Source organism: Streptococcus infantis, assembly GCF_047463615.1.
GTDB lineage: Bacteria > Bacillota > Bacilli > Lactobacillales > Streptococcaceae > Streptococcus > Streptococcus infantis_X.
Genome location: NZ_JASHDO010000001.1, coordinates 472,436 through 490,631, shown reverse-complemented (window position 1 = coordinate 490,631; position 18,196 = coordinate 472,436). Strand labels below are relative to the sequence as shown.

At 39.2% G+C, this 18,196-nt stretch carries 20 protein-coding genes and 1 pseudogene; 17 read left to right on the top strand and 4 right to left on the bottom strand.

Annotated elements, in window-relative coordinates:
- The first annotated feature begins 30 nt into the window (after positions 1-30).
- The 4 genes from QM874_RS02500 (at position 31) to QM874_RS02485 (ending at position 1,975) form a co-directional block, all read left to right on the top strand.
- Positions 31-645 (top strand): CadD family cadmium resistance transporter, encoded by a 615-nt coding sequence (locus tag QM874_RS02500; RefSeq protein WP_084972499.1) that lies wholly within the window; start codon positions 31-33, stop codon positions 643-645.
- Between the two features lie 11 nt (positions 646-656).
- Positions 657-995 carry a Cd(II)/Zn(II)-sensing metalloregulatory transcriptional regulator CadX gene (gene cadX / locus QM874_RS02495; RefSeq protein WP_000711083.1) on the top strand — a complete coding sequence of 113 codons (339 nt, stop codon included), beginning with the start codon at positions 657-659 and terminating at the stop codon, positions 993-995.
- Positions 996-1,040: 45 nt separating this feature from the next.
- Positions 1,041-1,175: a hypothetical protein gene (locus QM874_RS02490; protein ID WP_414270267.1), complete on the top strand. Its 135-nt coding sequence runs from the start codon at positions 1,041-1,043 to the stop codon at positions 1,173-1,175.
- 218 nt (positions 1,176-1,393) lie between these two features.
- Positions 1,394-1,975 (top strand): TMEM175 family protein, encoded by a 582-nt coding sequence (locus tag QM874_RS02485; RefSeq protein WP_414270266.1) that lies wholly within the window; start codon positions 1,394-1,396, stop codon positions 1,973-1,975.
- 406 nt (positions 1,976-2,381) lie between these two features.
- Here the strand turns inward: QM874_RS02485 and QM874_RS02480 are convergent.
- Positions 2,382-2,582, bottom strand: a pseudogene (locus QM874_RS02480) (hypothetical protein).
- A gap of 179 nt (positions 2,583-2,761) precedes the next feature.
- On the opposite strand from QM874_RS02480, the gene rpsP reads away from it, so the two are divergent.
- The 6 genes from rpsP (at position 2,762) to QM874_RS02450 (ending at position 5,320) form a co-directional block, all read left to right on the top strand.
- The gene (rpsP, locus tag QM874_RS02475) at positions 2,762-3,034 is read left to right on the top strand and encodes a 30S ribosomal protein S16 (protein WP_000268760.1); all 273 of its coding nucleotides are present in this window, start codon (positions 2,762-2,764) and stop codon (positions 3,032-3,034) included.
- 19 nt (positions 3,035-3,053) lie between these two features.
- Positions 3,054-3,293 carry an RNA-binding protein KphA gene (gene kphA, locus QM874_RS02470; protein WP_075228645.1) on the top strand — a complete coding sequence of 80 codons (240 nt, stop codon included), beginning with the start codon at positions 3,054-3,056 and terminating at the stop codon, positions 3,291-3,293.
- A gap of 42 nt (positions 3,294-3,335) precedes the next feature.
- Positions 3,336-3,671, top strand: a complete 336-nt coding sequence (locus QM874_RS02465; RefSeq protein WP_414316076.1) for a MazG nucleotide pyrophosphohydrolase domain-containing protein — start codon at positions 3,336-3,338, stop codon at positions 3,669-3,671.
- Between the two features lie 70 nt (positions 3,672-3,741).
- Positions 3,742-4,260 (top strand): ribosome maturation factor RimM, encoded by a 519-nt coding sequence (gene rimM / locus QM874_RS02460; RefSeq protein WP_049509146.1) that lies wholly within the window; start codon positions 3,742-3,744, stop codon positions 4,258-4,260.
- Positions 4,250-4,969 (top strand): tRNA (guanosine(37)-N1)-methyltransferase TrmD, encoded by a 720-nt coding sequence (gene trmD / locus QM874_RS02455; RefSeq protein WP_414316075.1) that lies wholly within the window; start codon positions 4,250-4,252, stop codon positions 4,967-4,969. The genes rimM and trmD overlap by 11 nt, the downstream gene beginning before the upstream one ends.
- 12 nt (positions 4,970-4,981) lie before the next feature.
- Positions 4,982-5,320: an ATP cone domain-containing protein gene (locus tag QM874_RS02450; RefSeq protein WP_001196044.1), complete on the top strand. Its 339-nt coding sequence runs from the start codon at positions 4,982-4,984 to the stop codon at positions 5,318-5,320.
- A 30-nt stretch (positions 5,321-5,350) separates the two neighbouring features.
- On the opposite strand, the gene QM874_RS02445 is transcribed toward QM874_RS02450, so the two are convergent.
- Positions 5,351-5,671: a hypothetical protein gene (locus QM874_RS02445; protein WP_414316074.1), complete on the bottom strand. Its 321-nt coding sequence runs from the start codon at positions 5,669-5,671 to the stop codon at positions 5,351-5,353.
- Between the two features lie 98 nt (positions 5,672-5,769).
- Here QM874_RS02445 and QM874_RS02440 point away from each other — a divergent pair, with 98 nt between their 5' ends.
- Positions 5,770-5,985 carry a YdbC family protein gene (locus QM874_RS02440; RefSeq protein WP_000807425.1) on the top strand — a complete coding sequence of 72 codons (216 nt, stop codon included), beginning with the start codon at positions 5,770-5,772 and terminating at the stop codon, positions 5,983-5,985.
- A gap of 69 nt (positions 5,986-6,054) precedes the next feature.
- Here QM874_RS02440 and QM874_RS02435 read toward each other — a convergent pair whose 3' ends face one another.
- On the bottom strand, positions 6,055-6,594 hold the full coding sequence (locus QM874_RS02435) for a biotin transporter BioY (protein ID WP_414316073.1): 540 nt from the start codon (positions 6,592-6,594) through the stop codon (positions 6,055-6,057).
- A 170-nt stretch (positions 6,595-6,764) separates the two neighbouring features.
- Here QM874_RS02435 and QM874_RS02430 point away from each other — a divergent pair, with 170 nt between their 5' ends.
- Entirely contained in the window at positions 6,765-7,325 is a 561-nt protein-coding gene (locus QM874_RS02430) for a recombinase family protein (RefSeq protein WP_414316072.1), read from the top strand.
- A gap of 301 nt (positions 7,326-7,626) precedes the next feature.
- On the top strand, positions 7,627-10,881 hold the full coding sequence (locus tag QM874_RS02425) for an LPXTG cell wall anchor domain-containing protein (RefSeq protein WP_414316071.1): 3,255 nt from the start codon (positions 7,627-7,629) through the stop codon (positions 10,879-10,881).
- 413 nt (positions 10,882-11,294) lie between these two features.
- Here the strand turns inward: QM874_RS02425 and gor are convergent, their stop codons facing one another.
- Positions 11,295-12,641: a glutathione-disulfide reductase gene (gene gor / locus QM874_RS02420; RefSeq protein WP_414316070.1), complete on the bottom strand. Its 1,347-nt coding sequence runs from the start codon at positions 12,639-12,641 to the stop codon at positions 11,295-11,297.
- Positions 12,642-12,881: 240 nt separating this feature from the next.
- On the opposite strand from gor, the gene QM874_RS02415 reads away from it, so the two are divergent.
- From QM874_RS02415 to metG, 4 genes are all read left to right on the top strand, one after another.
- Complete coding sequence (locus QM874_RS02415) at positions 12,882-14,069, top strand: efflux RND transporter periplasmic adaptor subunit (protein ID WP_414316069.1); 1,188 nt, start codon at positions 12,882-12,884, stop codon at positions 14,067-14,069.
- Entirely contained in the window at positions 14,053-14,754 is a 702-nt protein-coding gene (locus QM874_RS02410; protein ID WP_371607976.1) for an ABC transporter ATP-binding protein, read from the top strand. Before QM874_RS02415 ends, QM874_RS02410 begins: the two co-directional genes overlap by 17 nt.
- A gap of 1 nt (position 14,755) precedes the next feature.
- Positions 14,756-16,015, top strand: a complete 1,260-nt coding sequence (locus tag QM874_RS02405; protein WP_414316068.1) for an ABC transporter permease — start codon at positions 14,756-14,758, stop codon at positions 16,013-16,015.
- A 134-nt stretch (positions 16,016-16,149) separates the two neighbouring features.
- Positions 16,150-18,147 carry a methionine--tRNA ligase gene (gene metG, locus QM874_RS02400; protein ID WP_414316067.1) on the top strand — a complete coding sequence of 666 codons (1,998 nt, stop codon included), beginning with the start codon at positions 16,150-16,152 and terminating at the stop codon, positions 18,145-18,147.
- Positions 18,148-18,196 lie beyond the last annotated feature (49 nt).

Sequence of the window (18,196 nt, the reverse complement as noted above, 5' to 3'; positions counted from 1 at the left end):
ATTCAAAAATATATTTGAATGAGGTATTTTATGATTCAAAATGTTGTTACTTCAATAATCCTGTATTCTGGGACAGCCGTAGACTTACTTATTATCCTAATGTTATTTTTTGCCAAAAGAAAAAGCAGAAAAGACATCATTAACATCTATTTAGGACAATTTCTAGGCTCTGTTAGTCTAATATTGCTAAGTTTACTTTTTGCATTTGTCTTAAATTATATTCCTAGTAAAGAGATTTTAGGTTTGCTCGGTTTGATTCCAATTTTCCTAGGACTCAAAGTTTTGCTTTTAGGAGATTCTGATGGAGAAGCTATTGCAAAAGATGGTTTGCGCAAAGATGATAAAAACCTGATTTTTCTAGTCGCTATGATTACTTTTGCAAGTTGTGGTGCTGACAATATTGGTGTTTTTGTCCCATATTTTATTACCTTAAATTTAGCGAATTTGATAGTGGCTTTACTTACTTTTCTAGTCATGATTTATCTCTTGGTTTTTTCTGCCCAAAAATTGGCACAAGTCCCTTCTGTTGGAGAAACTTTGGAAAAATATAGCAGATGGTTTATTGCCGTTGTTTATTTAGGATTGGGGATGTATATCCTGATTGAAAACAACAGCTTTGACATGCTAAGGACTGTGTTCGGCTAGGAGAAAAAATTATGAAAAAAGATAGTATCTGCCAAGTGAATATTATAAATCAACAAAATGTTACAACCGCAACGAACTACCTTGAAAAGGAAAAAGTCCAAAAATCACTTCGCATTTTATCAAAATTTACCGATAATAAACAGATAAATATCATCTTTTATCTCCTTGCTGTTGAAGAACTCTGTGTATGTGATATAGCCTGTTTACTAAATCTCAGTATGGCATCTGCCTCCCACCATCTTCGTAAACTAGCCAATCAAAACATCTTGGATACTAGAAGAGAGGGGAAAATTATATATTATTTTATAAAAGATGAGGAAATCAAAGACTTTTTTAATCAACTAGGATAACAACTATTTTTACTACTTTACCATGATTATATATAGGACTTATCTATGAAATTTTTTGATGAAAATTACTCACAAGAAATACCTACTCGTATCAAATGTTTAAGAAAAAAGTGTAATTTAAAGCAAAGCGACCTAGGTAATGCAGGTCAAGTTAGCCAAGTTGAAAAGGGAGGAATTTGAAAGAAAATGTATCTTTGATAGTAGTCATTTATTGTGAAATATGATAGAATTTATTAATTAGATGGATGAATATTTCTAAAGTTAAATAAGATATGACAGATACATTTTTTAGTGTATCTTCTTTGTACTCAGAGTATGAAATGAATATCTAATATTTAAGATTAATAAGTATTATACGATGAGATAGAATTCTACAAAATGAAAGGCTATGTAATCTGATGAAGAAAGATAGATTAATTGCATTAACAGATGCGGTTCTAGCAATTATAATGACTATCCTAATCTTAGAATTAGAAAAACCAACGACACCAAGTCTTCAAGCTTTTTGGGATTTACGGCAAAATTTCTTTGCTTATTTTCTTTCCTTTTTCTGGTTAGGATCGTTATGGATGGCACTAAACACACTATGGGAAAAGGTTGAGAAAATTTCCCCACAAATTGTTTGGTGGAATTTGTTTCTTTTATTTTTTGTTTCATTTATGCCCTATGTTACTGGAATCGTTAGTAGTCATTTCATGAACCATACGGCACAGCTCTTTTATGGACTGATCGTTATTGTTTCAACGGTAGCAAACTGGTTTTTACATAAAGTAATTGATAAACCCAATATGGATCAGAAAGAATTACTTGAAGCTACCGCACAATATAGAAAGTTATTGATACCTGACCTAATAATTAAAGGAGTGGGTTTGATTCTATCCTTAATTCTCTATCCTCCGATTATGATGTATAGTGTTTTAATTGCGGCATTTTACATCATAACTTTAAAAACACTATCTGAAAAAAGAGTGAATAACTAAAAAACGGTGACCAAAGTTAGGTGTATTATTTTAATGATTACAGACCTAAACTATTCCCCTATTTAGAATCTATTAATTCATATTTTATAAATTAATTAGTAGATATCGTTCTTAAAATCCTTGATATTTCGCTGTTTTTAGTCCAACTGAAACGCATACTTTCCAAACCAGATTTTAAGAAAGCTCGTAAAGCTAGGTAGTTTTCTAAACGTTAAAAACTAGCTACAATACAGCATTTACAACACTTCATGGTTCACACCATGGGGTGTTTTTGATGATTTTAAGCAAAATTCACACCATTTAATTGAAAGTTATTTAAATTAGATGAAAATTTGTTTTCTGAAAAAGTGGGAAAACATTGATTTTAAACGAATTTTGAATCATATTCGAATGGGAGTTTTTAAAATCATGTTTCGATGGTGAATGTTCCAAAGTTGATTCTCCAGAGGAGAATGATATCTCCTGCTAGTAAATCATCTGGTAATAAGTCCATGTGTCATTTGGGAACAGGCTTAGGATTTAGTAGCCAAGCCTCTATATCACGATCAGGAGAGATATAAGGTTTGACTTGATGGTCTTTATAAATGTTCTCTAGACTAGTATTCATAAAGTTTCTCTTTCTAATTTATACCTACTAGTCTAACAAATTTCTAAAAAATTTAAAAATTTTAAAGTCTGTCAAGTTTTTTTCTTGACACCTCTCAGAAATCTGCTATAATAGAACATGTGCTAAATAGCTCAGCTATTTCACCGAACTAAAAAAATAAAAGAAAAGAGATATTAAAAATGGCAGTAAAAATCCGTTTGACTCGTATGGGTTCTAAGAAAAAACCTTTCTACCGTATTAACGTAGCAGATTCACGTTCACCACGTGACGGACGTTTCATCGAAACAGTCGGAACTTACAACCCACTTGTTGCTGAAAACCAAGTAACTTTGAAAGAAGATCGCGTTCTTGCATGGTTGGCTGATGGAGCTCAACCTTCAGATACAGTACGCAACATCCTTTCAAAAGAAGGCGTATTGAAGAAATTCCACGATTCTAAATTCTCTAAATAATTCTAAAGTAGGTTGACAGATGGATACGATTGAAAATCTCATTATTGCAATTGTGAAACCTTTGATTTCACAACCAGAAGCCTTAACTATCAAGATTGAAGATACACCAGAATTTTTGGAGTATCATTTGGATCTTGACCAAAGCGATGTGGGTCGTGTGATTGGTCGTAAGGGTCGCACTATCTCTGCGATAAGAACGATTGTCTACTCTGTCCCAACTGAAGACAAAAAAGTAAGAATCGTTATTGACGAAAAATAAAAAAGCGGGACGGATGTCTCGCTTTTTTGCTAGGAGCAGGATATGAAGGATTTAACGTTTAGACAATTACAAGACTATTTGCTAGAACATTACCAGCAATCTAGAACAGAAGAAGGGCTCTTTATAAAACTAGTTGAAGAAGTTGGTGAAGTAGCCGAGGTTTTAAATGGACGTTCTGGACGAAAAGAGGGAGTTCAGGACTCAAATGAGGAACTTGCTAAAGAACTTGCTGATATTATTCATTATACGGTTGCAATCGCAGCTATCAACGATATTGATCTAACCAAGACCATTTTTGAAAAAGACAAAAAGGCTGCCATCAAGTATCACCATGAACGAGATTTGGAAGGATATTTAGAAGCGGAAGGTCAGAACTAGCTTTTTCTCCAACTTGTGAAAATACCTAGAACGTGATAAAATGAAGGGAGAAACATACACAGGAGATCAAATGAACTATTTTAACGTTGGAAAAATCGTCAATACACAAGGTTTGCAAGGTGAGATGAGAGTCTTATCTGTGACGGATTTTTCGGAAGAACGCTTTAAAAAAGGTGCAGAGCTTGCCTTATTTGATGAGAAGGATCAATTTGTTAAAACAGTGACTATCGCGAGTCACCGTAAGCATAAAAACTTTGATATCATCAAATTTAAGGATATGTATCACATCAATGATATCGAAAAATACAAGGGCTACAGTTTGAAGGTTGCAGAAGAAAACCTGAATGACCTTGATGAGGGTGAATTTTACTATCACGAGATTATTGGACTAGAGGTTTACGAGGGTGACAACTTGATTGGAACCATCAAGGAAATCCTTCAACCAGGTGCCAATGATGTCTGGGTAGTTAAGCGTAAGGGGAAACGGGATCTGCTCTTACCCTATATCCCACCGGTTGTCCTCAATGTTGATATTCCAAATAAGCGTGTGGATGTAGAACTCTTAGAAGGGTTAGACGATGAAGATTGATATTTTAACCCTCTTTCCAGAGATGTTCTCGCCTCTAGAACATTCCATCGTTGGGAAAGCTCGTGAGAAGGGACTTCTTGACATCCAGTATCACAATTTTCGTGAATATGCTGAAAAGGCCCGTCATGTGGATGATGAGCCATATGGCGGGGGTCAAGGGATGTTGCTACGTGCGCAGCCAATCTTTGATGCCTTTGACGCTATTCAAAAGCAGAATCCGCGCGTGATTCTTTTGGATCCTGCAGGTAAGCAGTTTGACCAGGCTTATGCTGAAGATTTAGCCCAAGAAGAGGAACTCATCTTTATCTGTGGTCACTACGAGGGCTATGATGAACGCATTAAGACCTTGGTAACAGATGAGATTTCTCTCGGTGATTATGTTCTAACTGGTGGAGAACTGGCAGCAATGACCATGATTGATGCGACGGTTCGCTTGATACCAGAAGTAATTGGGAAGGAAACCAGTCACCAAGATGACAGCTTCTCATCTGGGCTCCTCGAATATCCTCAGTACACACGTCCTTATGATTATCGTGGTATGGTGGTTCCAGAAGTGCTTATGAGTGGGCACCATGAGAAGATTCGTCAATGGCGTCTCTATGAAAGTCTCAAAAAAACTTATGAGCGTAGACCAGATTTGTTGGAACATTATGAATTAACAACAGAAGAAGCTAAAATGTTAGCAGACATTAAAGAAAATACAAACTAAAAGGAGAAGCCTATGCAAGTCATTAAACGTGATGGACAAGTTGCCGACTTTGATCCAGATAAAATCTATCAAGCCATTCTCAAAGCTGCACAAACAGTTTATGTTTTGACAGATGATTTACGTCAAAATCTAGCTCAGGTAACTAAAAAAGTTGTCTTGGATCTAGAAGAGGCGAAAGTGGAGCGTGCGACAATCAGCATGATTCAATCAATGGTTGAGCATCGCTTGCTTGGCGCAGGCTACATTACCATTGCTGAACACTATATCTCTTACCGTTTGCAACGTGATTTAGAGAGAAGTGGTTACGGAGAACACATTGCTGTTCACCTTCATTTTGAACAAATTCGTTAATAGAAAAGAGTGAGATGAAGCAAACTCATCTCACTCTTTCTTAAATCGGTTTTTTTGGGCAGTTTGGACGGTTGAGGGAACAAAACTCACTTTCTGAATATCTGGGATTCGAATAATTCGGGTCACATTTTTTGCAAAATTTTTAACGATAATTTGCTGGCGGTCTGTATCATATTTGATGATATCCCCTGTAAAACTTGTATCAGAAAAAATAATGTGGACAGCAGTTTTTTTTAGGAGCGCCTCTTTAATGGTACTTGTCAGGGAGTCGGCTTTGGAATGATCTGGTTCTTCTCGCCCGTCGAGAAAGCTTTGGAACTTTTGTTGAATGTGTTTAAATAAATCTTTCATCGGAGCCTCCCTTCTTTTTAACATTATTATATACAATTTTAAAAAAATCTACAAGATTTTACGAATAATCAAGTGAAGACAATCAAAAGGAGAATACAATGGCAGAATTTACATTTGAAATCGAAGAGCACCTACTCACTCTCTCAGAGAATGAAAAAGGTTGGACTAAAGAAATCAATCGTGTCAGTTTTAACGGAGCACCAGCAAAGTTTGACATTCGTGCTTGGAGTCCAGACCATACTAAGATGGGGAAAGGAATCACCCTCTCAAACGAAGAGTTTCAAGTGATGGTCGATGCCTTCAAAAATCAATAAGCAATCATAAAAAAATAGATGAAAGGAGGTTGGGAGAAAATTCCCGACCTCCTTTCTTTCTTTCTTTCTTTATTTATGTGAAAAGTAGGGTTGACTACTAAGTCGTTGAAGGAGTGGTCGTCCGATAAAACTAATGGCAATAATTTTTGCAAGATCAGGAATGATAAAGGGAATGACACCGACAGCCAGTGCCTTATCAAAAGGCATACCAGCGAGATAATGGAGGCTGAGAATACCACCAACAAAGACAAGGGAATCACCCAAGAGATTGGCTAGGAAAATACGTACAACACTGCTATTCGTATGAGTCAGATAGGAAGCAAGCCCAGCATAGACAAGGTCAAACCATAGATAACCAGCACTTGGCCCAATTAAAACGTGGAAACCAGCTCCGCCGCTAGCAAAGACAGGAAGTCCAATAGCCCCCAGTAAGAGATAGAGTCCAACAGAGAGAACAGCTTCCCTAGGTCTAAAAACAGTAGCAATGAGTCCGATAGCAAAGTTTTGCAGAGTAAATGGTACAGGTCCAATTGGGATACTGATTTGGGCTAATCCTGCAATCAGAGCAGCCCCTATAGCTGGAATAGCGTAAATATGTGCTTTTTTCATAATAGTTAACCTCTTTTGTAATTTATAGTAACTATTATACTGAAAAGGAGATGATTGTCAACCTGTTTTAAAAATAAAGGTTACAAATTTGTAACGGCCGATTGATAAGGTATCAAACCACTATCAATATAGGCTATGCTCGCGTTTCTACCCACAAGCAAGACCTGGGTTTGGAGGTACAAGTGGAGGCTCTCAAGCACTACGACCAGCTCTTTATCGAACGTGAATCTGGTACAAACAATGCACGTCCAGAACTTGAAAAAGCCTTAAAATTGGTTTCGGATCTTTCGCAGGATGGTAAGCAGGTCATTTTCACTATCTATAAGTTAGATCGTCTGACTAGCTCTATGTTCAAATTGTTAGAACTGATTGAACAATTCAATGCTTCTGATATTCAGCTAGTCAGTTTGCATGAAAAACTGGAAACCGATTCGCTCATCGGTAGGTTACTTTGCGTCATTTTGGGATTTGTGGCAGAAAGTGAACTGGAAAATCTGCGATTTCGAACCCGTGAAGGACTTCGTAAAGCCAAGGAAAATGGTGTCAAACTAGGTGCCAAGCGAATGTCAAGAGATAAGGAAGAGAGAATTATTGAGCAGTATTTGGCAGGGGAATCAAGCATCAGAACAATAGCAAAAACAGAACGAATTTCGACCTCAACCATCTATAAAGTCTTGGAACGAAACAAGGTGGCCAACAATCGCAAAAAAGTTTCGCAAATTTCTTGCTAAAAACAAGACAAAATGCTACAATGAGGGCGTAAATATGTTTCGATTAACGACCGTTTTGCGAAACATTCAAAATAACAATGTGAATATTTCAGAGAATACGAATTTAACAAGTTTTTGAGCCTGTGTTGGATTGGTATTTTTTTGTTTTTTTAGTGTATCGTTTAACGGTCCTTAGGCGATACACCAAAACCCTTGTCGCTCAAGTGGTTGAGGTTTTTTCGAAACACTAAAATCAAAAAAATAGGATTTTTGTAGTATTTACACACCTTCAAAAGTAATCTACATTCCTAAGGAGGAAATTATGAAAACAAATAAACTTGTTAAACTCGGTATTGCAACCTTTGCGGTTGCGGTGTTGGGTGTAGTGCCAGCTTTTACAGCTCAGGCAGATACACATGTGGCAGAACAGCCAAATACAGCTTCAAAACCAGTAGAAAATGGCAAACCAAGTGATTCAGAAAAACTAGAGGTTAAACCGACTGAAGAAGTTAGTCCTGAATCTGCGTCAGAAACAAATCCAGCAGAGTCTCAACCATCTGATGCCCCAAGGGAAGATGCAACCTTAAAAGAAGAAAAACATCTTCCTATCCGATATGTAATCGAACTACATTTTAAACATATAGGTATTGCGGGGGAAGTAGAACCTACTAAAACGTTGACAGGAACTGTTAACTTTGGTGAAGATTTAACAATTGATGCTCCAAGATTTGAAGGCTATAGGCTTGAAAGAGCTTACCCCAAAAGTCTGAATATTAGTTATGATAATCTAAATAATTTTGGGAAGACAGCTGGATCTGAAGTTTATGAAATAGATGAGACATCTAAAGATAGGGAGTATACTCTCACAAAAGAAGGCGATACAATTATAGCACATCGTCGGCTTCAATATGAGACACTTCCGCTAGAGAAGCCTAATAGGAGCGAACGGACTCTTCATATTAGCTTTAGCTATACTGGAACTCCTAAACTTTGGCCCGATGGTACACTCCCACTTCATCGCAAGGCTCATTCCATTGATGATGGAAAACGAGATATAACAGTCACTATTAAGCCAGGTGAGAGTTTTACTTTACCTAAGGGTGATATAGATGGCTATATTTTGGAAGAGATAACGGATGTTAGACACGAAGAGGGAAGATGGGGAGCAACTACTGGTAATTCTTATAAACCTGGAGAAACTGTACCTTACGAGAAATTCAACTTTTATCCTGGTGTTGTTGACGGTGTAGAAAGTGATCATATTTCAGTTAATTATTTTTATTATCGACCAGCGGGCTATATTGGATATGAAAAACCATCTCAACCTACGGAGAAACCAGCACCAAAAGCTGACGAAAATCAAGAGCCCATCAAATATCGTATCGATTATTTCGATGCAGATACGGGAGAGAGGCTATCTCGAGAAATTGGAGTTTTAAACCCTGGTGAAACTATCAATATCCATAAAAATATTGACGGCTATGAGGTAGTTACGAATCGTCGTTGGATGTCTGGTTATAATGTGGACTACCGGTTAATGGATAGATATTTTGGATCTTCGTCTGGATATCGATATATGTTTCTAGAATATAAGAAGGTAAATGCGGATGCTAAGCCTTCAGAGACTCCGAAACCAGAAGTAAAACCGGAAACTAAGCCTTCAGAGACACCAAAACCAGAAGTTAAACCAGAACCAGCGCCAAAAGATGAAGAAAAGCAGGAGCCGCTCAAATACCGTATCGATTATTTCGATGCAGATACGGGAGAGGAGATATCTCGAGAATATGGAGTATTAAATCCTGGTGAAACTGTCAATATCCATAAAAATATTGATGGCTATGAGGTAGTTTCGAATGATAGCTGGATGCCTGGATATATGGTGAACTACAGGATAATGAGTAGATATTTTGGTGATAAAACGTATGAACGTTACATGTTTCTAGATTATAAGAAGGTAAATGCGGATGCCAAGCCTTCAGAAACACCAAAACCAGCGCCAAAAGATGAAGAAAAGCAGGAGCCCCTCAAATACCGTATCGATTATTTAGATGCAGATACGGGAGAGGAGATATCTCGAGAATATGGAGTTTTAAACCCAGGAGAGACTATTAATATCCATAAAAATATTGATGGCTATGAGGTGGTTTCGTATTATAGCTGGATACCAGGTTATAAAGTGGACTACAGGATAATGAGTAGATATTTTGGTTATCCGAATGAACGTTACATGTTTCTACGTTATAAGAAGGTAAATGCGGATGCCAAACCTTCAGAGACTCCGAAACCAGAAGTTAAGCCGGAAACTAAACCATCAGAGACTCCGAAACCAGAAGTTAAGCCGGAAACTAAGCCTTCAGAGACTCCGAAACCAGAAGTAAAACCTGAAACTAAACCTTCAGAAACACCGAAACCAGAAGTTAAGCCGGAAACTAAGCCTTCAGAGACTCCGAAACCAGAAGTAAAACCTGAAACTAAACCTTCAGAAACACCGAAACCAGAAGTTAAGCCGGAAACTAAGCCTTCAGAGGCACCAAAACCAGAAGTTAAGCCGGAAACTAAGCCTTCTGATACTTCAAAACCAGAAGTAAAACCGGAAACTAAACCTTCAGAGACACCAAAACCAGAAGTAAAACCTGAAACTAAACCTTCAGAAACACCAAAACCAGAAGTTAAGCCGGCACCTAAACCTTCAGAGACACCGAAACCAGAAGTTAAGCCGGAAACTAAACCATCTGATACTTCAAAACCAGAAGTAAAACCGGAAACTAAACCATCTGATACTTCAAAACCAGAAGTAAAACCGGAAACAAAACCATCTGAAACTCCGAAACCAGAAGTAAAACCAGAAACTAAACCATCAGAGACACCAAAACCAGAAGTAAAACCGGCACCTAAGCCTTCAGAGACACCAAAACCAGTTACACCAGCTGTTCCAGATCAACCACAATCTGCTAAGCCAGAGAAACCAGTAACTCCAAGCACTAGCCGAATCCTTGCGAATGAAATTGGAAGTGTTCAAGTACGTGCTTCAGAGGAAACACTCAAAAACGTCAGCTACATCAAGGTAGAAGAAACTAAGTCAAATTCACTTACGGCGAAAAACTACAAGGCCTACGATATTCGTCTATACGACGCCAATGGTAAGGCTGTCCAGCCAAATGGCATGGTTCTAGTGAGCCTTTCTGCAGAAAAGCCAGTTGAAAATGTCTACTATGTTTCTCCAGATGGCGCTTTGCAAGCATTAGACTTCAAGCAAGATGCGGATAAGGTAACTTTCGAAACCAATCACTTTAGTATCTATGCTATGACTTTCAAAAATATGTCAGTAAATCACAATGGCGGTAGCATCCAAACGCCAGTTGCAGGTAGTGAAAACCCAACAACCCCTATACAAAACAGCAATGGTGCAGATGGGACACAACCACAATCCAAACCATTGAAAACTAAGGGAGAAGGTGGAGAGAAAACAAGAAAAACTTTACCAAATACTGGTGAAAATAGCTCAATTCTCACTACACTATTTGGAGTATTGATTCTAAATGCTGGATTGTTTAGCTATCGCAAGAAAGAAAAATAATCTCAACTTATAGTCTATCAACTAAATAAGCTCCTCGATCGAGGGGCTTTTTTTGAAAAATGGTGTATAATGTGATAGTTTCAAGGTTCTCCACTGTATTATTCCTTTTAAAATATCCGAGTTTCCCTCAGACCTTATATACCTTATACAATCATCAAGATATCTTATGTCGTTTATGCAAAATAAAAAGAGACTGAGATAGTCTATCAGAACTAAAAAAACTATATCGGTAATTTAAAAAGTACCCTTACGGAGCTTGGCTAGCATATAGTGAAAATTCTTAGGAATATTGATGGGATGCTATTTTTAAGTGTTTTATAATTTGCTCTAGTAAAAGAAAAAGATTGAAGAAAATTATCCAAAATAGATTTTTTCTTCAATCTGAGTGACCGTGATAGTCTCATTTAAAATTATTAACGCATGGTCACAAATTCTTCAGAGCCTGTTGGATGGATAGCAACTGTAGCATCAAAATCAGCTTTTGTAGCTCCCATCTTGATAGCAACTGCAAAACCTTGAATCATTTCGTCGACGCCGTAGCCGATACCATGAAGGCCAACTACCTTTTCGTCTGCACCAGCTGTAACGAGCTTGAAACGGGCTTCTTGACGGTGGCTAGTTACTGCTGAATACATAGAAGCAAATTTTGAAGTATAAACTTTAATGTTTTCTTGTCCATACTCTTTGATAGCTTCTTCCTCAGTTAGACCGACAGTTCCGATTGCTGGGTGAGAGAAGACAACAGTTGGAATAGTAGTGTAGTCCATTTTAGCATTGGTTTTACCGTTGAAAAGTCTTTCGGATAGGGTACGACCAGCCTTGATTGCGACAGGAGTAAGTTCTTTCTCACCTGTGACATCTCCAAGAGCGTAGATTCCATCAACGATAGTGTTTTGATATTCATCAACCTGGATAAAGCCACGTTCATTGAGGGTAACACCAGCTTTTTCAAGTTGAAGTCCTTCAACGTTTGGACGGCGACCAGTTGCCCAGATAACCTGACTGGCAGTGTGGCTGCTACCATCTTCAAAATGAATCCTAATACCTTCTTCGGTTTTTTCAAGTTTTGCTGGAACCTTATGGGTGTGGAGGTTTAATCCAGTATTTTCCATTTCTTGAACCAAGCTCTCAACAATATAGCTATCAAATCCACGAAGTGGACGCTCACGACGGACGAATAAATCAGTCTGTACACCAAGGGTATGGAGCACGCCAGCTAATTCGACAGCAATGTAACCAGCACCTAAAATGGCTACAGATTCAGGCAATTCTTCCCAGGCAAAGACATCATCAGAACTACCACCTAGTTCAGCACCAGGAATGGCAGGGATATGAGGATGGGCCCCAGTTGCAATCACGATGTGCTTAGCACGGATCAACTCACCATTGACACTGACTGTATGAGCATCAACAAACTCGGCACGTCCTTCAATCAAATCAACTCCGTTACGCTTAAAGCTTCCACCATAAGAAGAACGAGCACGGTCAATATAGGCTTCACGATTCTTACGAAGCGTTGCGTAATCAAATTGATTCCCAGTACTTGTAAAACCATAGTCAGGTCCATATTTGTGGATACTCTCTGCGATTTGAGCACCGTACCACATGATTTTTTTGGGCACACAACCCATATTAATGCAGGTTCCTCCTAGTTTGTTTTCTTCAATAACTGCAGCTTTGGCTCCATGTTCACCAGCACGATTCATGGTAGCAATGCCCCCGCTACCTCCACCGATAGCGATAATATCATATTCTCTCATAGAAAGCTCCTTTACTTGTTTTCTAGTCATATTCTATCTTTTTTTGGGAGTCAATGCAAAAATCTGCTACGCTTAAAATTTTTAAGAAAATGCTTGCAAAAATAAAAAAGAAAGTGTATTATATAACTAATACAACAATAAAAGGATCTTACAAATAAATTTGGATTGTTAGAAATAAATTGTCCATTTTTTTGGACTTGTGCTATAATCTTAATATATATTTGTAAAGAAGGAGTTCTTATGAAAAGAAAGAAAATCGCCAAGAAATGGCCTTTATATACCGCTATTGGAGTTGCCACAGCCCTTGTAATTGGTGCAGGAGCTATTCTCTTGTTTAGACAACCAAACCAAAGTGCAGCAATTGACGAACCTGCTAAAATAGCCGTAGCTAAAGAGGGAACGGTTGCTTCATCTGTTCTTCTATCGGGTAGTGTAACTGCTCAAAAAGAACAATATGTTTATTTTGATGGTAGCAAGGGAGATTTGGATGAGGTTCTTGTTTCAGTTGGTGACAAGGTAAGCGAAGGCCAGGCCTTAGTCAAGTATAGTAGTGCAGATGCTCAAGCAGCCTATGATGCTGCTAGTCGTGCAGTTGCTAAAGCTGACCGTCATATCAATGAATTGAATGAGGCTCGAAATACTGCTGCTTCAACACCTGTGCTTCCTCAAGCAGGGATTGAAGGCGCTACGGACCAAACCCAAGCACAATCTTCTACATCAGCTACAGCTTCTATCGATTCACAAATCAGTGATGCGCGTGATGTTCGTGCAGATGCAGCGGCACAACTTGAAAAAGCCCAGGCACAGTTGGATGCCGCTACAGTTTTGAGTACTGTAGAAGGTACAGTTGTCGAAGTCAATCGCAATGTTTCAAAATCTCCAACAGGAAATAGCCAAGTATTGGTACATATCGTTAGTAACGACAACTTGCAGGTCAAGGGAGAGCTTTCTGAGTACAATCTTGCCAATCTTTCTGTAGGCCAAGAAGTTACCTTTACTTCAAAGGTTTATCCGGATAAAACTTGGAATGGTAAGATTAGCTATATTTCAAATTATCCAAAGAACAGTAGCGAAGCAAGTAGTAGCTTAGCTGGTTCAAACTCAGGATCTAAGTACCCATATACGGTCGATGTAACTAGTGAAATTGGCGATTTGAAGCAAGGATTTACTGTTAGTGTTGAAGTCAAGAATAAGAGCAAGGCCTTGATCGTTCCAATTTCGAGTGTAGTTATGGAAGAAGACAAAAACTATGTTTGGATTCTTGATGAAAATCAAAAGGCCAAAAAAGTTGAAGTTGGATTGGGCAATGCAGATGCAGAAAATCAAGAAATCACATCTGGTCTGACAGATGGAGCAAAAGTCATCAGTAATCCGACAGCTTCCTTGCAAGAAGGAAAAGAGGTGAAGACTGATGAAGCAACTAATTAGCCTCAAAAATATCTGCCGTAGCTATCGAAATGGTGATCAAGAACTTCAAGTCCTTAAAAACATTAACCTAGAAGTTCAAGAGGGAGAATTTGTAGCTATCATGGGACCATCCGGTTCAGGTAAGTCAACCCTCATGAACACCATTGGGATGTTGGATACTCCTACAAGTGGTCAGTATTTTCTAGATGGCAAAGAAGTAGCTGGTCTGGGTGAAAAACAATTAGCCAAGGTTCGAAATCAGGAAATCGGCTTCGTCTTTCAACAATTCTTTCTCTTGTCTAAAATGAATGCCCTCCAAAATGTGGAACTTCCTCTGATTTATGCAGGAGTTGGTGCTTCAAAGCGTCGCAAATTAGCAGAAGAGTATCTGGAAAAGGTTGAGTTGACAGAGCGGAGCCATCACTTACCTTCGGAGCTGTCAGGTGGTCAGAAGCAAAGGGTTGCTATAGCGCGTGCATTGGTCAACAATCCTTCAATCATCTTGGCAGATGAGCCTACTGGAGCCCTTGATACTAAAACAGGAAACCAGATTATGCAGCTCTTGGTTGAATTAAACAAAGAAGGAAAAACCATCATTATGGTTACGCATGAGCCTGAAATCGCTGCTTACGCTAAGCGTCAGATTGTCATTCGTGATGGTGTTATTTCGTCTGATAGTGTCCAAGTAGAAAAGGAGGAAAACTAAGATGCAGAATCTGAGATTTGCCTTTTCATCCATTATGGCCCACAAGATGCGTTCTTTCTTAACCATGATTGGTATCATTATCGGCGTATCATCCGTTGTCGTCATCATGGCCTTGGGAGACTCCCTGTCGCGCCAAGTCAATAAAAACATGACCAAGTCCCAGAAAGATATCCATGTCTTTTTCTCGCCTACCAAGAGTAAGGACGGTTCCTTTACCCAGAAGCAATCTGCTCTAACCCTGTCTGGGAAAGAGGAAGATGTTTTTGTTGAACTACCTAAACCACAAGAAGCCTGGGTTAAGGAAGCTGCTAAACTCAAGGGAGTGGATAGTTACTATGTGACTAACTCAGCCAATGTGACCTTGACTTATAAGGATAAGAAGGTTGAACGTGCCAGCTTGACAGGTGGAAATATCACTTATATGGATGCAGTCGAAAATGAAATCATTGCAGGTCGAAGTCTTAGAGCACAAGATTATAAGGATTTTGCAAACGTGATCATTTTAGATGAAGAACTTGCCAATAGCCTTTTTGGTTCAGCACAAGAAGCTCTCAATCAGATTGTTGAAGTAAATGAAATCAGTTACCGTGTTATTGGTGTTTATGCAAGTAAGGAAGCTAAGGCTGCAAAAACCTTTGGGATTGGAGGACTACCAATCACGACCAATATTTCTCTGGCAGCCAATTTTAACACAGACGAAATTTCTGATATTGTTTTTCGTGTTAACGATACGACCTTAACTCAGACTTTAGGACCAGAATTGGCTAGAAGGATGACAGAGATTGCAGGTCTCCAACAAGGGGAGTATCAGGTAGGGGATGCATCTGCCGCCTTCCAAGAAGTGCAACAGATGTTCGGCTTTGTAACAACTGTCATTAGTGCTATTGCTGGTATTTCCCTCTTTGTTGGTGGTACCGGTGTTATGAACATTATGCTTGTTTCGGTGACAGAGCGTACCCGTGAGATTGGTCTACGAAAAGCACTAGGAGCAACTCGGGGTAATATCCTAGTTCAGTTCTTGATTGAATCCATGATTTTGACCATGTTAGGAGGGTTCATTGGTCTTGTGCTGGCTGCAGGGGTGACTATGCTTGCAGGTGTCCTTCTTCAAAACATGATTGCAGGAATCGAAGTTGGCGTATCCATCCCAATCGCTCTCTTTAGTTTAGCTGTCTCGGCTGGCATCGGTATGATATTCGGTGTTCTACCAGCCAATAAGGCTTCTAAACTTGATCCGATTGAAGCTCTTCGCTATGAATAAGATAATCAAGATGAAAAACAAGATGGACATTAGTCTGTCTTGTTTTTGTATGGATTTCCTTATCGAAAATCATCAAAATATGATATAATGAAGTGTTAGAAAAACAGGTTTCATTTGCCTGGAAAGGAAAAATTATGTCTGAAAAGAATTTTTATATTACAACTCCGATTTACTATCCATCTGGTAAACTTCATATCGGTTCTGCCTACACAACTATCGCATGTGATGTCCTAGCTCGTTACAAACGCCTGATGGGCTACGATGTCTTTTATCTGACAGGTCTTGATGAGCATGGCCAAAAGATTCAGCAAAAAGCGGAAGAAGCTGGCATCACACCTCAAGCCTATGTTGACGGTATGGCAGTTGGAGTTAAAGAACTCTGGCAATTACTCGATATCTCATATGATAAATTTATCCGTACCACAGATGATTACCATGAAAAAGTAGTAGCACAAGTTTTTGAACGCTTGCTTGCTCAAGATGACATCTACCTAGGTGAATACTCTGGCTGGTACTCAGTATCCGATGAGGAATTCTTTACAGAAAGCCAACTTGCGGAAGTTTTCCGTGATGAAGCTGGAAATGTGACGGGGGGTATCGCTCCATCAGGTCACGAGGTTGAATGGGTTTCAGAAGAGTCTTATTTCCTTCGCCTCAGCAAATACCAAGACCGCTTGGTCGAATTTTTCAAATCACATCCTGACTTCATCACTCCAGATGGTCGCCTTAATGAAATGTTGCGTAACTTCATTGAGCCAGGCTTGGAAGACTTAGCAGTATCTCGTACAACCTTTACCTGGGGTGTACCAGTCCCATCAAATCCGAAACACGTTGTCTACGTTTGGATCGATGCCCTTCTTAACTATGCGACAGCTCTTGGTTACGGTCAAGATGAACATGGCAACTTTGACAAGTTCTGGAACGGAACAGTCTTCCACATGGTTGGGAAAGACATCCTTCGTTTCCACTCCATCTACTGGCCAATCCTTCTTATGATGTTGGATATCAAATTGCCAGATCGTCTGATTGCCCACGGTTGGTTTGTCATGAAAGATGGCAAGATGTCCAAGTCTAAAGGAAATGTCGTTTACCCTGAAATGTTGGTAGAGCGCTATGGTCTCGATCCACTTCGTTACTACCTCATGCGTAGCCTTCCAGTTGGTTCAGACGGAACCTTCACTCCAGAGGACTATGTAGGTCGTATCAACTATGAATTGGCAAACGACCTTGGAAACCTCCTCAACCGTACGGTTTCAATGATTAACAAGTACTTTGATGGTCAAATCCCTGCCTATGTAGAAGGTGTAACAGACTTTGACAATGAACTTGCTCAAGTGGCAGAACAATCAATCGCTGACTACAATACCTACATGGAAGCAGTTGACTATCCACGTGCACTTGAAGCAGTCTGGACTCTCATCTCACGTACTAATAAATACATCGACGAGACAGCTCCATGGGTACTGGCTAAGGACGAAGCGCATCGTGACCAATTGGCAAGTGTGATGAGCCACTTGGCAGCTAGCCTTCGTGTCGTAGCTCACTTGATTGAGCCATTTATGATGGAAACCAGTCGTGCAGTCTTGACTCAACTTGGACTAGCAGAAGTTTCTAGCCTTGAAAACTTGAGCTTGACTGATTTCCCTGCAGGTGTAACAGTAGTTGCTAAAGGAACACCAATCTTCCCACGTCTGGATATGGAAGAAGAAATCGCCTATATCAAGGAACAAATGGAAGGCAACAAGCCAGTAGTTGAAAAAGAGTGGAACCCAGATGAAGTCGAACTCAAACTCAACAAGGAAGAAATCAAGTTTGAAGACTTTGACAAGGTTGAAATTCGTGTTGCTGAAGTAAAAGAAGTGTCTAAAGTAGAAGGTTCTGATAAGTTGCTTCAATTCCGCCTTGATGCTGGAGATGGTGAAGATCGTCAAATCCTTTCTGGTATTGCGAAATACTATCCAAACGAACAAGAATTGGTCGGCAAGAAAGTCCAAATCGTTGCCAACCTCAAACCACGTAAAATGATGAAAAAATATGTCAGCCAAGGGATGATTCTCTCAGCTGAACATGATGGCAAATTAACCCTTCTAACAGTTGATCCAGCTGTACCAAACGGAAGTATGATTGGATAAGATTAAAGAACCAGTTTGAGCTGGTTCTTTTCTTTTGTGAGATAGCAGT

What these genes read in the sequence shown, in the direction of transcription:
- QM874_RS02500 (WP_084972499.1), top strand. Translation starts at nt 31, where the DNA reads ATGATTCAAAATGTTGTTACTTCAATAATCCTGTATTCTGGGACAGCC.
- cadX (WP_000711083.1), top strand. Translation starts at nt 657, where the DNA reads ATGAAAAAAGATAGTATCTGCCAAGTGAATATTATAAATCAACAAAAT.
- QM874_RS02490 (WP_414270267.1), top strand. Translation starts at nt 1,041, where the DNA reads ATGAAATTTTTTGATGAAAATTACTCACAAGAAATACCTACTCGTATC.
- QM874_RS02485 (WP_414270266.1), top strand. Translation starts at nt 1,394, where the DNA reads ATGAAGAAAGATAGATTAATTGCATTAACAGATGCGGTTCTAGCAATT.
- rpsP (WP_000268760.1), top strand. Translation starts at nt 2,762, where the DNA reads ATGGCAGTAAAAATCCGTTTGACTCGTATGGGTTCTAAGAAAAAACCT.
- kphA (WP_075228645.1), top strand. Translation starts at nt 3,054, where the DNA reads ATGGATACGATTGAAAATCTCATTATTGCAATTGTGAAACCTTTGATT.
- QM874_RS02465 (WP_414316076.1), top strand. Translation starts at nt 3,336, where the DNA reads ATGAAGGATTTAACGTTTAGACAATTACAAGACTATTTGCTAGAACAT.
- rimM (WP_049509146.1), top strand. Translation starts at nt 3,742, where the DNA reads ATGAACTATTTTAACGTTGGAAAAATCGTCAATACACAAGGTTTGCAA.
- trmD (WP_414316075.1), top strand. Translation starts at nt 4,250, where the DNA reads ATGAAGATTGATATTTTAACCCTCTTTCCAGAGATGTTCTCGCCTCTA.
- QM874_RS02450 (WP_001196044.1), top strand. Translation starts at nt 4,982, where the DNA reads ATGCAAGTCATTAAACGTGATGGACAAGTTGCCGACTTTGATCCAGAT.
- QM874_RS02445 (WP_414316074.1), bottom strand. Translation starts at nt 5,671, where the DNA reads ATGAAAGATTTATTTAAACACATTCAACAAAAGTTCCAAAGCTTTCTC.
- QM874_RS02440 (WP_000807425.1), top strand. Translation starts at nt 5,770, where the DNA reads ATGGCAGAATTTACATTTGAAATCGAAGAGCACCTACTCACTCTCTCA.
- QM874_RS02435 (WP_414316073.1), bottom strand. Translation starts at nt 6,594, where the DNA reads ATGAAAAAAGCACATATTTACGCTATTCCAGCTATAGGGGCTGCTCTG.
- QM874_RS02425 (WP_414316071.1), top strand. Translation starts at nt 7,627, where the DNA reads ATGAAAACAAATAAACTTGTTAAACTCGGTATTGCAACCTTTGCGGTT.
- gor (WP_414316070.1), bottom strand. Translation starts at nt 12,641, where the DNA reads ATGAGAGAATATGATATTATCGCTATCGGTGGAGGTAGCGGGGGCATT.
- QM874_RS02415 (WP_414316069.1), top strand. Translation starts at nt 12,882, where the DNA reads ATGAAAAGAAAGAAAATCGCCAAGAAATGGCCTTTATATACCGCTATT.
- QM874_RS02410 (WP_371607976.1), top strand. Translation starts at nt 14,053, where the DNA reads ATGAAGCAACTAATTAGCCTCAAAAATATCTGCCGTAGCTATCGAAAT.
- QM874_RS02405 (WP_414316068.1), top strand. Translation starts at nt 14,756, where the DNA reads ATGCAGAATCTGAGATTTGCCTTTTCATCCATTATGGCCCACAAGATG.
- metG (WP_414316067.1), top strand. Translation starts at nt 16,150, where the DNA reads ATGTCTGAAAAGAATTTTTATATTACAACTCCGATTTACTATCCATCT.